At 61.8% G+C, this 13,054-nt stretch carries 12 protein-coding genes and 1 pseudogene; 8 read left to right on the forward strand and 5 right to left on the reverse strand.

Going from position 1 to position 13,054, the window contains the following annotated elements; all coding sequences use genetic code 11:
* Positions 1 to 458 (reverse strand): sigma-54 factor interaction domain-containing protein (locus VFE81_RS04670; RefSeq protein ID WP_325043477.1); only part of this gene is annotated, 458 nt, incomplete at its 3' end.
* A gap of 192 nt (positions 459 to 650) precedes the next feature.
* Positions 651 to 1,331 carry a class II aldolase/adducin family protein gene (locus VFE81_RS04675; protein ID WP_325043478.1) on the reverse strand — a complete coding sequence of 227 codons (681 nt, stop codon included), beginning with the start codon at positions 1,329 to 1,331 and terminating at the stop codon, positions 651 to 653.
* 371 nt (positions 1,332 to 1,702) lie between these two features.
* On the opposite strand from VFE81_RS04675, the gene VFE81_RS04680 reads away from it, so the two are divergent.
* From VFE81_RS04680 to VFE81_RS04690, 3 genes are all read left to right on the forward strand, one after another.
* Positions 1,703 to 3,010, forward strand: a complete 1,308-nt coding sequence (locus tag VFE81_RS04680; RefSeq protein WP_325043479.1) for an alpha/beta hydrolase — start codon at positions 1,703 to 1,705, stop codon at positions 3,008 to 3,010.
* 133 nt (positions 3,011 to 3,143) lie between these two features.
* Positions 3,144 to 3,677, forward strand: a complete 534-nt coding sequence (locus VFE81_RS04685; protein ID WP_325043480.1) for a MarR family winged helix-turn-helix transcriptional regulator — start codon at positions 3,144 to 3,146, stop codon at positions 3,675 to 3,677.
* Positions 3,674 to 4,870: an MFS transporter gene (locus tag VFE81_RS04690; RefSeq protein ID WP_325043481.1), complete on the forward strand. Its 1,197-nt coding sequence runs from the start codon at positions 3,674 to 3,676 to the stop codon at positions 4,868 to 4,870. The genes VFE81_RS04685 and VFE81_RS04690 overlap by 4 nt, the downstream gene beginning before the upstream one ends.
* Positions 4,871 to 4,912: 42 nt before the next feature.
* Here the strand turns inward: VFE81_RS04690 and speB are convergent, their stop codons facing one another.
* The 3 genes from speB to VFE81_RS04705 all read right to left on the reverse strand — a co-directional run bounded on the left by speB (position 4,913) and on the right by VFE81_RS04705 (position 8,146).
* A complete protein-coding gene (speB, locus tag VFE81_RS04695; RefSeq protein WP_325043482.1) occupies positions 4,913 to 5,875 on the reverse strand; it encodes an agmatinase in 963 nt (320 codons plus the stop codon).
* A gap of 136 nt (positions 5,876 to 6,011) precedes the next feature.
* Positions 6,012 to 7,505 (reverse strand): aldehyde dehydrogenase, encoded by a 1,494-nt coding sequence (locus tag VFE81_RS04700; RefSeq protein ID WP_325043483.1) that lies wholly within the window; start codon positions 7,503 to 7,505, stop codon positions 6,012 to 6,014.
* Positions 7,506 to 7,594: 89 nt separating this feature from the next.
* On the reverse strand, positions 7,595 to 8,146 hold the full coding sequence (locus VFE81_RS04705) for a cupin domain-containing protein (RefSeq protein WP_325043484.1): 552 nt from the start codon (positions 8,144 to 8,146) through the stop codon (positions 7,595 to 7,597).
* Positions 8,147 to 8,563: 417 nt separating this feature from the next.
* On the opposite strand from VFE81_RS04705, the gene VFE81_RS28925 reads away from it, so the two are divergent.
* The 5 genes and pseudogenes from VFE81_RS28925 to VFE81_RS28930 form a co-directional block, all read left to right on the forward strand.
* Positions 8,564 to 8,785 (forward strand): hypothetical protein, encoded by a 222-nt coding sequence (locus tag VFE81_RS28925; protein WP_171983793.1) that lies wholly within the window; start codon positions 8,564 to 8,566, stop codon positions 8,783 to 8,785.
* Between the two features lie 301 nt (positions 8,786 to 9,086).
* A complete protein-coding gene (locus tag VFE81_RS04710) occupies positions 9,087 to 9,881 on the forward strand; it encodes a gamma-glutamyl-gamma-aminobutyrate hydrolase family protein (RefSeq protein ID WP_325043485.1) in 795 nt (264 codons plus the stop codon).
* 32 nt (positions 9,882 to 9,913) lie between these two features.
* Positions 9,914 to 11,248, forward strand: a complete 1,335-nt coding sequence (locus tag VFE81_RS04715) for a glutamine synthetase family protein (protein WP_325043486.1) — start codon at positions 9,914 to 9,916, stop codon at positions 11,246 to 11,248.
* A gap of 61 nt (positions 11,249 to 11,309) precedes the next feature.
* A complete protein-coding gene (locus VFE81_RS04720) occupies positions 11,310 to 12,755 on the forward strand; it encodes an aspartate aminotransferase family protein (protein WP_325043487.1) in 1,446 nt (481 codons plus the stop codon).
* A pseudogene (locus VFE81_RS28930) lies at positions 12,691 to 13,054 on the forward strand (polyamine ABC transporter substrate-binding protein); the annotation flags it as partial. The gene VFE81_RS04720 and the pseudogene VFE81_RS28930, both read left to right, overlap by 65 nt.

The raw sequence follows: 13,054 nt of genomic DNA on the forward strand, positions 1-13,054 counted from the left end.
ATTTTGACGGTCTTGCGCGAACCGACCGGCACCACCTCGCGTTCCTGCAGCACGCGCAGCAGCTTGACCTGCGCAGCAAGTGGCAAGTCCCCCACTTCGTCGAGAAACAGCGTGCCGCGATTGGCCGACTCGAACCAGCCGGGCTGGCTGCTGATCGCACCCGTGAATGCGCCGCGTTCGTGACCGAACAGTTCGCTCTCGATCAGCGTCTCCGAGAACGCACCGCAATTCACCGCGACGAATGGCCCGTCACGGCGTTCACTCAGCGAATGCACGAGGCGTGCGATCAACTCCTTGCCGGTGCCGCTCTCGCCCGTGACGAGCACAGTGGCGTCGCTCGGCGCGACCAGATGAATGCGTTCGAGCAACACCAGTGACTTGGGATCGTCGAAAGTCAGGGCTTTTGCACGAATCGTGATGGCGTGCGACGCGGGATCGGGAAAACTGAAGACAGCCATTGATCGACCAGCAAGGAATCCAAAGGGAGCCTCGACGATATCAAGCCGACCGTGCGCTGCGAACCAATACATCGAGCTAACAGTATGACGGAACCGGCAATACCGCTGTTCGGCTGCGTCGATACGAAAAGCGGCACGGCTGACCGCGCCGTGCCGCTCACCGTCGCTCGTTCATTGCCCTATCGGCAGGGCTCAGGCTAGTCCAGTCATTTTCCACTGCTGTTCGAGCACGCCCGGGCCGAACTCCTTCGAGCCGCCGAGCGACTCCGCGAGCGCCTGGAAGTACGCGCCCTCTTCGAGGATCAGGATGTACTGCGAGACGTCGAGGATGTTTTTGCCCCAGAAGGTCGCCCCGCCGTTCGCCTCGAGAATCGCCGGGACGTTCGGATCGCGCCGGATCGTGTCGACGATAAAACGCGGCTCGCCCGGCCGCCGGTCGATATAGATCGGAATTTCACGCGCTTTCGTATAACGCTGCGCCGGCGCGTACAGGATCGGCAGCGGACGGTGCGCGCTCGCCCAGGCGCCGAGATACGGGCCATGCACGTGAATCACCACATCGATTTCCGGCGCTTCCTGGAACACGCCCGCATAGCGGGGACCATGGCCGGATGCCTTCGGATCGCCATGGATCACCTTGCCGTCGAACGACACCACGACCGCCTGAACCTCCTGCGATTGCGCCCATGGCGTAGGCGCCGACACGGCGACGACGAGGTCCGTGCCCGGCACGCGCTGATAGGCCTGGAAGGTATTGGTCGCGGACAACGTACGGGTTTCCTTGAGGACGCGCGTGGCTTGCGCGAATTCGCGCCGGATGCGTTCGACGAAGGCGACCAGTTCGCCGCTTTCCAGCGTCTGCGTGACTGACATGTTGAGTCCTTTGATGAGAGAGGGATCGATGCGAGGGGTATTTAGCAGCAAGTGTGCCAATCGGCGCGTCACACGCAGACCCTTGTTCGGCGGCTTCGTCGCCGCTCCCCGCGCATGGACGCGCACGTTCGACCCAGGTGATTTTGGTGCTGGACCAACAGCGCAGCATCAGCGGTTGTTGCGCACGACGCAAAGCAGGCGTGTGCGCACATCACACCGCAGCACCGTTGCACCCTGATGCGAGCGGGGTTTCGCCAACCGGGCACTGCGATGGTTCAAAACTTGCTTTGAAAGCCGCCCGGGTTCGACGGACTCACGTCGGCAGGTGTCGCGTGGCCCGCACTTTTCTCACCATCGTTCAAGGCGTCAACATGAAAACAGAAAATAACCGAGCGCCGAAGTGGCACGCGTCGGCTCGCGTCAAATTGGGCGCGCGGTTCGCCGCAAGCCTCGCCGCATTGCTCGCGTTCAGCACGGCCTTCGCCACCGGCGCGAGAGCACCAGCGCCCGATCCGCTGCAAGGCGACGGCCGTATGTCCGCGTTCTACACGTGGGACGACGAGATTCCCGCACACCCCGGCGAACTGCTGCGCTCCGAGCGCCTGCCGTCCACACTCGGCCTCGCCAACGCCGGCCAGCAACTGCGCCTGCTATACAGTTCGACCGATGGCATTGACGGCACAACGCCGATCGCTGTATCGGGTGCACTGTTCCTGCCCAAGGGCCAGCCGCCACAAGGAGGATGGCCGATCGTCGCGTGGGGGCACGGCACCTTCGGCATGGCCGATATCTGCGCGCCCTCATGGTTCGGACGCTCCTATCTCGACGTACGCTATCTGAATACGTGGCTCCAGCAAGGCTTCGCGGTGGTGGCGACCGACTATCAGGGACTCGGCACGCCGGGACCCAACCCGCAACTGAACAATCGTTCGAACAGCTACACGATGCTCGACAGCGTACGCGCCGTGTTGCACAGCGTACCTGGGCTCGCCAATCAGGTTGTGCTGGTCGGGCAATCGCAAGGCGGTTCCGCGGTATTCGCCGCGGCTGGCTACGCGAGCACGTATGCACCCGAACTGGACATCCGAGGCACGGTCGCGACCGGCGTCATTTACAACGCACCGAAGCACACCCTTGCAACACTTGCGCCGTTCAAAACCGATTACAGACGTGATCCCAATCGGATCGATGCAACACTCGCGTACCAGTTCTATTCAGTGCTGTCGGCGCAGCAGATCGACCCTGGGCTGAAGGCTTCCGACATCCTCACCGATTCCGCGCTTCCGATTCTCGAACAATCGCGCATCAGTTGCCTCGCGTCTCTTGAGGACGACGCAGCGCTCGCCGGACTGACCACCGCGAACACCGTGAAGCCGGGCGCCAACGCGCGTTTGCAGGCATGGTGGGACGCGTATCTGAAGTTTCCGACCCTGAAGACCAAATCGCCGGTGTTCATCGGCATCGGTGCGGACGACGGCCTTGCCCCTCTGGAGCTCTCCCTCGCAAAAGACGCCTGCGCGGCGGCCACCACGGTCGAGGCGCATCTTTACGCGGGTCGCGAACATAACGGCACCGTCAACACGTCGCTGGAGGATTCGATACCTTTCGTCAGGAAAGTGCTGGCGGGTCAGCCGGTTACGTCAGTGTGCTCGCCAGTCGAGCAGGATCTGAAACTCTAACGCAGCGCTGCGGGTTTTTGAGGCGGCTTACGGTTTGCGCTGAACGATTGACGGTCACAAAAAAATCGCTTGCGCATCCCCACAAATGTGTGCAACATGAATATATGCACGTTGCACACATTGAGGCACCCCTATGACGCAGCGCACAGAGAACCTGCTTGGCGTGCTCGCCCTGCTGGTCACGGACGAGATGAACGCGCAGCCTGCCGTGGCCGCGCTCGCGGGCCCCACCACCCGCGCCATGCTCAACGCGGTCGGTCAATATCCCGATTCATCCATTGAAGTATTGCGCGAGGCGGTCGATCTGTCGCATCCGGCCGCGGTCCGCGCCGTCGCGGGCCTGGTGGGCGCCGGTCTCGTCGAAAAGAAATCAGGTGCCGACAAACGTTCCGTCGCGCTTGCCTTGACCGCTTCGGGCAAGCGTGAAGTCAAACGCCTGCAAACGGCGCGCGATCGCATGCTCCAGCGCATTGTCGGGCAGCTCGACGAGCGCGAGCGCGATGTGCTCGAAAACCTGCTGATCAAGATCCTGTGGAATGAGACCCGTGATCCGGCGCACGCCATGCAACTGTGCCGCCTCTGCGACGAAGGTCCCTGCCTGAATGCCGGCTGCCCGGTCGAATGCCGCGAACAGGGTCTGCCGATGCCTGCGCGGAGCAGCGCATGAATGCTGCCGCGCCGGTGCGCTGGCCGGCGATCGCCGCGCTGACCGCGGTCTCGGCGCTCTCGCAGATCGGCCAGTTCGGCATCGGCTTCATGGTGCTGCCTGTGTGGCTGGCCCGTCATGGTCTCGACGCACCGCGCGCCGGCCTCTTCTCCGCCTCGCAATGGACCGGCATGCTGGCCGGCTTGTTGATCGCGCCGTGGCTAGTGGAGCGTATCGGTGCAAAGCGCACGGTGTCGCTAGGTCTCGCCGCCACGATTGTCGCGTTCGCCACGATGAACGCGCTGTGGTGGCCGTTGTGGCTGGTGCCCGGCCTGTTGACCGGGTTCGGCATCGGCTTGCGCTGGATCGCCAATGAAACGTGGCTCTATCGGCTTGTGCCGGCTGAATCTAGCGGGCGCGTAGTGGGCGTGCACGAAGCACTGATCGCCACCGCAGGCGTAATCGGCCCGGCATTGGCGGTGTGGTGCGCAGTCGACGGGCGCATTACCTTCACGGCCGGTGCGGCCTTCACGTTTGCTGCTGCCCTTCCGCTGTGGCTGACCGCGTCGGATGATGGGCACCCTGCTGTTAAGCCAGCACGGCCTGCGCGAAAAAGCCGGGCTGAGAAAAGCGCTCCAATCGGCCCATTAGTGAGCCTCGGCATGGTGGTCGTCGCGGCGGGCGGCATCGGCGATGGCGCGCTCTACGGGCTCTTCCCGCTATTTGCCGACGCCCACGGCCTCAATACCACGCAGACGGCCACGCTACTCACTTTATTCGGTGTCGGTGGGATGCTGCTGCAGTTTCCGGTCGGCTGGTTCGCCGATCGCGCGGGCCTCGCGGCCACGGTGATCGTTTGCGCCGCCCTCAGCACATTGGCGATCTGCGGTTTCGCGTTCGCCGCGCCCGCCGCATGGCTTGCTGACGCGAGCGCACTGCTACTGGGCGGCATGAACAGCGCGTACATCACGCTCGGCATGGTCGCGGCGGCATGCAGCGATAAGGCGGCACTCACGCGCAACATGCGGCTCGTGTCGCTCACGTTCACCGCGAGTTCGATCGTAGGGCCGCTCATCGCCGGTTTCGCCATGAAAGCACGCGGGAGCGATATGCTGATGTGGCAACTGGCGATCATGAGCGGCGCGCTCGTTGCCTACACGCTCGGCTTACGCGAAGGCAGGCGTCAGCCCGGTCGATCATCGTCAATGGGCTGAGCCTGGATTGAGCCGATTGTGTTTCAAGCCGATTGAAAGCGGCTAGCGTTCAGCGACCTTTCGTTGCCGCCAAAGACACAACAGATCGCACGCGATATGCGCGGCTGCAATCGCCGTGATCTCGCTCTGGTCATACGCAGGCGCCACTTCCACCACATCCGCGCCCACCAGATTCAGCGCACCGAGCCCACGCACGATAGCCAGCCCCTGTGCCGACGACAAACCGCCCGCCACCGGCGTACCCGTGCCTGGCGCGAACGCCGGATCGAGACAGTCGATATCGAAGGTCAGATACGCGGGCCGCTCGCCGACAATCGAGGCGATCCGCTCCACCGCCGCTCGCGCGCCATGTTCGTGAACCCACGCGGCATCGAGGATATTGATCCCCATAAAATCGTCGTTCCACGTACGAATGCCGACTTGCACCGAGGTTTTTGGATCGATCAGACCGTCCTTCACCGCCTTATAGAACATCGAGCCGTGATTCAGGCTGTCCGGACTGTCGTCGGCCCAGGTATCGCAGTGCGCGTCGAAATGGATCAGCGAAAGCGGCTTGCCGTACTTCTCCGCGTGCGCAATCAGCAGCGGATACGTAATGTAGTGATCGCCGCCCAGCGTGAGCATCTTCGCGTCCGAACGCAGGATCGTGCGCGCATGCTCGACGATCGACTCCTTGATCGTCATGGGATTGTGCGCGTCGAACCAGCAGTCGCCGTAGTCCGTCACGGCGAGATCGTCGAACGGATTGAAGCCCCACGGATAGGGATGCAACTCCGACAATTGCACGCTCGCCGCGCGCACGGCCGCCGGGCCGAGACGCGCGCCCGAACGGAACGTAGTGGCCAGATCGAGCGGCACACCGGAGATCACGACGTCGACGCCGTCGAGTTCACGGGTGTACTTGCGGCGCATAAACGACAGCACACCCGCATAGGTGTTTTCGATCGACGAGCCATAGAGCGATGAGCGGCGAATCGCGCCGTCGCCGTAAACGAGTTCAGTCATGGATGACCTGATACCTGATAAACATGCCGGGGCTGCATGCGAAGCTCCCTGGTGATGCATGCAACGTCCGGCCTCGGATTCATTGGGAACGCGGCGGTGTCCTTCTCAAACGCCACCGCGCTGGCTTGCGAATCCTTTAGCGCAGCCGAACGAGCGTGGACTTCAGCTCGGTGTACTTCTCCAACGCGTGCAGCGACTTGTCGCGGCCGTTACCCGATTGCTTGTAGCCGCCGAACGGGAAATTCATATCGCCGCCTTCGTCGTAACAATTGACCCACACGGTGCCCGCGCGCAGCTTGCGCGATACTTCATGCGCGGTGGTGAGGTTCGAGGTCCACACGGCAGCGGCAAGACCATATTCGCTGTCATTAGCGATCCTGATCGCTTCTTCAACCGTATCGAACGTAATCACCGACAACACCGGCCCGAAGATTTCCTCACGCGCGACCTTCGCACCGGTAGCGGGAATCTCGAAGATGGTCGGTTCGATATAGAAGCCACCGGTTTCCTGCTTGACGCGCGACCCACCCAGCAGCAGCTTCGCTTCAGCGCGGCCCGCTTCGATATAGCCCAGCACGCGTTCAAGTTGTACGTTGTCGACGATCGCGCCCATCGAGGTCTGCGGATCGAGCGGATTGGCCGGTGTATAGCCGCGTGCTGCGGCGATCAGCTTGTCGAGGAACACGTCCTTGATGTCGCGATGCACGAGCAGGCGCGAACCGGCGGTGCACATTTCGCCCATGTTGTAGAAGATCGCACCGGCCGCCGCATTGGCTGCACGGTCGAGGTCGGGGCAATCGGGCATCACAATGTTGGGCGACTTGCCGCCGAGTTCGAGCCACACGCGCTTCAGGTTCGATTGACCGGCGTATTGCATGATCAGCTTGCCGACGTTGGTCGAGCCGGTGAAGGCGAGACAATCCACGTCCTGATGCAGCGCCAGCAGCTTGCCCGGTTCGCCCGCGCCCGGCACCACGTTGAATACGCCGGCGGGGATGCCCGCGTCCAGCGCGAGTTGAGCGAGGCGAATTGCGGTGAGCGGCGACTTCTCCGAAGGCTTGAGCACGACGCTGTTACCCGCGGCGAGCGCCGGGCCGAACTTCCACGACGCCATCAGAATCGGGAAATTCCACGGCACGACTGCTGCAACCACGCCGATCGGCTCGCGCGTCACGAGGCCCACCAGATGATGATCGGCCGGCGCGACTTCGCCACCGATCTTGTCGATGGCTTCAGCGAACCACTCGACGCAATAGGCCGCGCCCGGCACGTCCACGGTGGTGGTGTCGGCGATCGGCTTGCCTGCGTCCAGCGTTTCGAGCAGCGCGAGTTCATCCATGTGCTCGCGGATCGACGCGGCCCAGCGCAATAGAATCGCCTTGCGCTTGCGCGGATTGAGACCGGACCAGACACCTGCGTCGAACGCGCGGCGTGCGGCTGCCACGGCGGCGTCGACATCCGCCGCGCCGCTGTCGGCGACCTTGGCGAGCAGCTTGCCGTCGATCGGGCTCAGGCAGTCGAACGTGCGGCCGCCTGCTGCGTCACGGTATTCACCATCGATAAACGCACGGCCTTCGATCGAAAGCGTAGCGGCTTTGTCTTGCCAGAAAGCGAGAGATTTCTTGTCCATCAGGATGCCTCAATGTTATGCGTTCGACGCACGCCGGCATCGACTTCAGGCGGCTTGAAACTGCGTCGCGACGCGTTGGCGCGGAGTCTTTAGAACGTGGGCGGCGAATTGGCCGACACGATCTCACACAGATGCTCCGCGCTGGGATTGCGAAAACGATGCGGTAGACGGCTTTCGAAGTAGTAGCTGTCACCGGGGTCGAGCAACCACGTGATGCCGTCCACCGTCAGTTCGATCTGACCGCTGACCACCACCCCGCCCTCGTGCCCCTCATGCTCCAGCATCTCCGGTCCCGTATCCGACAGCGGCTGATAAACCTCGCGCAAAATGCCCATGTTGCGGTCTTTGATACTGGAGCCCGCGAGATAGAACTCGATCGACTCATTGCCGAGATTCGGCATGTCGGCGCGACGCGACACGACAGAGCGCTCCACCTCGACCTCAAAAGTGAAGAATTCGGCGAGACTCATGGGGATGCATTCAAGCAGTTTCTTCAGCGAGCCGACTGACGGACTCACGCGGTTCTGTTCAATCAGCGAAATCGTGCCGTTGGTCACGCCCGCCCGCTTCGCCAGCTCACGCTGAGACAGGCCGTTCTTCTTACGGATGTATTGCAGGCGGGTAGCTACTTCTATGGACATCGCTAGGTTCTCTGACATTGGAGACGATCGGGGCGCGTGGGCTCGGGCAACGTGTGCCAGCAAGTGTTGAATATTCTAATCACTTTAATCGTTGCGCCGCTGGGGAAAACCCTGAAAGGATTCCGAAATATGACGCGCGCAACGAATGTTCCCACAGGCCGGGATTCTGGCGACACCCCCGGGAAAGCCCTGATAAATCTTTTATAAAAATGATTTGACGGCATTATTGGCTCGTATACGATGGTTCTCAGGCGATCGTCATGCCGACGTCACGAAGCACGACAGTGTGTTTTTGACGCAGCGAACCCAGTTCGCATCGATCAGAGGCGATCAACCCAGCGTGATGTTTCTTTAAACGCCCTGTGCGTTTTTCGAGCAAGCGTTCAATACTTTCAACGTCGCTAGTCGAGTGTAATCGTGAGAGTCCGAGGCCCTTTGGTGAGATGGAATCGAAGTCAGGCGAGTTGTCCTCGCGCTGACGGCGCCATCGCCGACGGCAGCAACGGCAGCCTTGCGTTCCGCCGCTTTCTGTCCGTCTTCACGATCCTGTCCCGCCGTTCAGTTCGACGTCACAACTCCATCTCCGCGCGCGCCTTTATTGCTGTGCGCACGGACGAAGTCGCCTCGCTGCTGCCGTAGCGCCTCCCCCTTTTTACCGTTCGATTCGTCCGTTTGCGTGATCGCGCTCTCTCGAGCCATGCGTTCGTGCATGTGCGGTGCCGTCTGCCGCCTGTGCACGTCATGCGGATCTGATCAGTTGCGCTCCGCAACGGACCGAATCGAACGGCCTATCTAATTACCACGCGCGGCGCGTCCCGCTGACGACGACCGCCTGCACTACCGGTGGCCTGACGCCTTGCGTCCGGCTACGGAATGTTGCCGCGCCGTGTTTAACGTTGTTCGTGCCGCGTCCCGCGGGGAACACACACGTCTATCCGTTATGCGAAACAAACCCCTGGTCGGCATCAGCGCCGACAGAACGATGATGGGAGTCCATCCGTCGCACGTTACCGGCGAGAAGTACATCGCCGCGATCGTGGACGGCTCACAGGCGCTGGCCATGTTGCTGCCGGCGCTCGGCGAGCGTCAGTCCACCGAGGACGTGCTGGCCACCGTCGACGGCTTACTGTTTACCGGCAGCTATTCGAATGTCGAGCCACACCGCTACGGCGGCCATCCCAGCACGCCGGGCACGCTGCACGACGCCGCACGCGATGCGACGACACTGCCGCTCCTGCGTGCGGCGATCGCAGCAGGCGTGCCGGTGCTGGCGGTATGCCGGGGCTTCCAGGAAATGAACGTGGTGTTCGGCGGGACGTTGCATCAAAGCGTTCACGCGGTGGCCGGCTTGAACGACCATCGCGAGAACAAGGAAGACGACCTCGACGTGCAATACGCACCGTCGCATTCGATCACGCTGACGCAGGGCGGCTTGTTGCAGCGCCTCGCGGGCGGCACGAATGAAGCGCGTGTGAATTCATTGCACGGTCAGGGCGTCGAGCGGTTGGGCGTGGGTCTCGTGGCTGAAGCCACCGCGCCGGACGGATTGATCGAAGCGGTGAGTGTGAAAGATGCGCGTGCCTTCGCGCTGGGTGTGCAGTGGCACCCGGAATGGAAGCATGCCAACGACGCGCTTTCCACCGCGATCTTTCGCGCCTTCGGCGACGCCTGCCGCGATCGAATGCGCACCAAGGCCGGCTATGGCGCGGCATCCGCCGCTGCCACGCATGCCTGAGCCGGTCGCGCACCAAAACTGAGAGAATAACCATGCATGAAATCGACGACTTCCTGAAGAAGAACCGCGTCACCGAAATCGAAGCGATCATTCCGGATATGGCCGGGATCGCACGCGGCAAGATCATTCCGCGCAGCAAGTTCGAATCCGGCGAGTCCATGCGCTTGCCGCAGGCGGTGATGATCCAGACCGTCACAGGGGACTATCCGGAAGACGGCACGCTCACCGGCGTCACCGACCCGGACATGGTGTGCGTTCCTGATGCCAGCACCATCCGCATGATTCCGTGGGCCATCGATCCGACCGCCCAGGTGATCCACGATTGCGTTCACTTCGACGGCACGCCCGTCGCGATCTCGCCGCGCCGCGTGTTGCGCCGCGTGCTCGAACTCTATAAGGCCAAAGGCTGGAAGCCGGTTATCGCGCCCGAGCTCGAGTTCTATCTGGTCGACATGAACAAGGACCCGGATCTGCCGCTGCAACCGCCCATCGGTCGCACGGGCCGTCCGGAAACCGGTCGCCAGGCGTATTCGATTGAAGCCGTCAACGAATTCGATCCGCTCTTCGAAGACATCTACGAGTACTGCGAGGTGCAGGAACTGGAAGTCGACACGCTGATTCACGAAGTCGGCGCCGCGCAGATGGAAATCAACTTCATGCACGGCGATCCGCTGAAACTTGCCGACAGCGTGTTCCTGTTCAAGCGCACGGTGCGTGAAGCCGCGCTGCGTCACAAGATGTACGCGACTTTCATGGCCAAGCCGATGGAAGGCGAACCGGGTTCGGCAATGCACATGCACCAGAGCCTCGTCGATGAAGAAACCGGCCAGAACCTGTTCACCGGCCCGGACGGCAAGCCCACTTCGCTCTTCACCGGTTATATCGCAGGCCTGCAGAAATACACACCGGCACTGATGCCGATTTTCGCGCCGTACATCAACTCGTATCGCCGTCTGTCGCGTTTCATGGCTGCACCGATCAACGTGGCATGGGGTTACGACAACCGCACGGTGGGTTTCCGGATTCCGCATTCGGGGCCGGCTGCGCGCCGCATCGAAAACCGCATTCCGGGCGTGGACTGCAACCCGTATCTGGCGATTGCCGCGACTCTCGCCGCCGGCTATCTCGGCATGACGCAAAATCTCGAAGCCACCGAGCCGCTGCTCAGCGACGGGTATGAATTGCCGTACCAGTTGCCGCGCAACCTCGAAGAGGGTTTGACACTAATGGGCGCCTGCGAGCCGATCGCCGAAGTACTCGGCGAGAAATTCGTCAAAGCCTACCTCGCATTGAAAGAAACCGAATACGAAGCGTTTTTCCGCGTGATCAGTTCGTGGGAACGCCGGCATTTGCTGCTGCACGTTTAAGACCGGACCCAAGGTCTCTATTCATGACGTCGCCCGCAAACGCGAAAAAATTGGAGGCAGTATGAGCTACAGAACAGAAGAAGTCGCTTACGTGCAACCGGCCATTCAACCCAGCGCCGCCGCAGGCGCACAGGCCACACAACAACGCAGCACCGCCGAATACCGCGCGCTCGACGCCGCGCACCACATCCATCCGTTTTCGGATATGGGTTCGCTCAATCGCGCCGGCAGCCGCGTGATCGTCAAGGCACAGGGCGCGTATCTGTGGGATTCGGAAGGCAACAAGATCATCGACGGCATGGCCGGTTTGTGGTGCGTGAACGTCGGTTATGGCCGCAAGGAACTGGCCGACGCAGCGTACCGCCAGATGCAGGAACTGCCTTTCTACAACACCTTCTTCAAGACGACGCACCCGCCGGTGATCGAGTTGTCGGCCTTGCTCGCGGAGCTCGCGCCGGAACCGTTCAACCACTTCTTCTATTGCAACAGCGGTTCGGAAGGCAACGACACCGTGCTGCGCATCGTCCATCAATACTGGGCGACCCAAGGCAAGCACTCGAAGAAGTTCGTCATCTCGCGCAAGAACGGTTATCACGGTTCGACGATCGCGGGCGGCACACTGGGCGGCATGGGCTACATGCATGAACAGATGCCCTCGAAGGTCGAGAACATCGTGCATATCGACCAGCCGTATTTCTTCGGTGAAGCAGAAGGCAATCTGACGCCGGAAGAATTCGCACTGGCCCGCGCGCAGCAGCTCGAAGCGAAGATTCTCGAAATCGGCGCGGACAACGTGGCCGCGTTTATCGGTGAGCCGTTCCAGGGCGCGGGCGGCGTGATCTTCCCCGCTTCGACGTACTGGCCGGAAATCCAACGTATCTGCCGCAAATACGACATCCTGCTGGTCGCCGACGAAGTCATCGGCGGCTTCGGCCGGACCGGCGAATGGTTCGCGCATCAGCACTTCGGTTTCGAGCCGGATCTGATTACGTTGGCCAAGGGCCTGACGAGCGGCTATGTGCCGATGGGCGCGGTCGGCCTGCATGATCGCGTGGCCAAAGCGATCATCGAGCACGGCGACTTCAATCACGGCCTCACCTACTCCGGGCATCCGGTGGCCGCGGCTGTGGCGCTCGCCAATCTGAAGTTGCTGCGCGACGAAAAGATCGTCGAGCGCGTCAAGACCGACACGGGTCCGTACTTCCAGAAGAAGTTGCGCGACACCTTCGCCAATCACCCGATCATTGGCGAAATCTCCGGCGCGGGTCTGGTAGCCGGTCTGCAACTCGCAGAAGACCCAAAAACGCGCAAGCGTTTCGCCAATGGCGGTGACGTCGGCACGATCTGCCGCGACTTCTGCTTCAACGGCAACCTGATCATGCGCGCCACCGGCGACCGGATGCTGCTGTCGCCGCCGCTCGTGATCAACAAGCTGGAAATCGATGAGATCGTTTCGAAGGCGAAGTACGCCATCGACGCGACGGCACAACAACTCGGAATTTCGTAACGGCAGTTCGTTCCGGCATGAGCACACCCACGATACGCGCTCATGCCGGTTCTCCACATCAAGGGAAAAAACCATGAGCGTTTGTCATCTTCGTCATGCGGTCGCGGGGGCCGCGCTTCTCGCCTTCGCGGGTTTTGCGGCGTTGTCGGTTACGCCGGCCCTTGCGGCCGACACGGAACTGAATGTCTACAACTGGTCGGACTACATCGCGAAGGACACGATTTCGAACTTCGAGAAGCAGGACGGCATTCATGTCAAGTACGACAACTACGATAGCGACGATACGTTGCAGGCCAAAC

The sequence above is a fragment of the Paraburkholderia sp. genome, from assembly GCF_035656215.1.
In the GTDB taxonomy this organism is placed as follows: Bacteria; Pseudomonadota; Gammaproteobacteria; order Burkholderiales; family Burkholderiaceae; genus Paraburkholderia.

What these genes read in the sequence shown, in the direction of transcription:
- VFE81_RS04715 (WP_325043486.1), top strand. Translation starts at nt 9,914, where the DNA reads ATGCATGAAATCGACGACTTCCTGAAGAAGAACCGCGTCACCGAAATC.
- VFE81_RS04720 (WP_325043487.1), top strand. Translation starts at nt 11,310, where the DNA reads ATGAGCTACAGAACAGAAGAAGTCGCTTACGTGCAACCGGCCATTCAA.
- VFE81_RS04710 (WP_325043485.1), top strand. Translation starts at nt 9,087, where the DNA reads ATGCGAAACAAACCCCTGGTCGGCATCAGCGCCGACAGAACGATGATG.
- VFE81_RS04685 (WP_325043480.1), top strand. Translation starts at nt 3,144, where the DNA reads ATGACGCAGCGCACAGAGAACCTGCTTGGCGTGCTCGCCCTGCTGGTC.
- VFE81_RS04690 (WP_325043481.1), top strand. Translation starts at nt 3,674, where the DNA reads ATGAATGCTGCCGCGCCGGTGCGCTGGCCGGCGATCGCCGCGCTGACC.
- VFE81_RS04675 (WP_325043478.1), bottom strand. Translation starts at nt 1,331, where the DNA reads ATGTCAGTCACGCAGACGCTGGAAAGCGGCGAACTGGTCGCCTTCGTC.
- VFE81_RS04680 (WP_325043479.1), top strand. Translation starts at nt 1,703, where the DNA reads ATGAAAACAGAAAATAACCGAGCGCCGAAGTGGCACGCGTCGGCTCGC.
- VFE81_RS04705 (WP_325043484.1), bottom strand. Translation starts at nt 8,146, where the DNA reads ATGTCCATAGAAGTAGCTACCCGCCTGCAATACATCCGTAAGAAGAAC.
- VFE81_RS04700 (WP_325043483.1), bottom strand. Translation starts at nt 7,505, where the DNA reads ATGGACAAGAAATCTCTCGCTTTCTGGCAAGACAAAGCCGCTACGCTT.
- speB (WP_325043482.1), bottom strand. Translation starts at nt 5,875, where the DNA reads ATGACTGAACTCGTTTACGGCGACGGCGCGATTCGCCGCTCATCGCTC.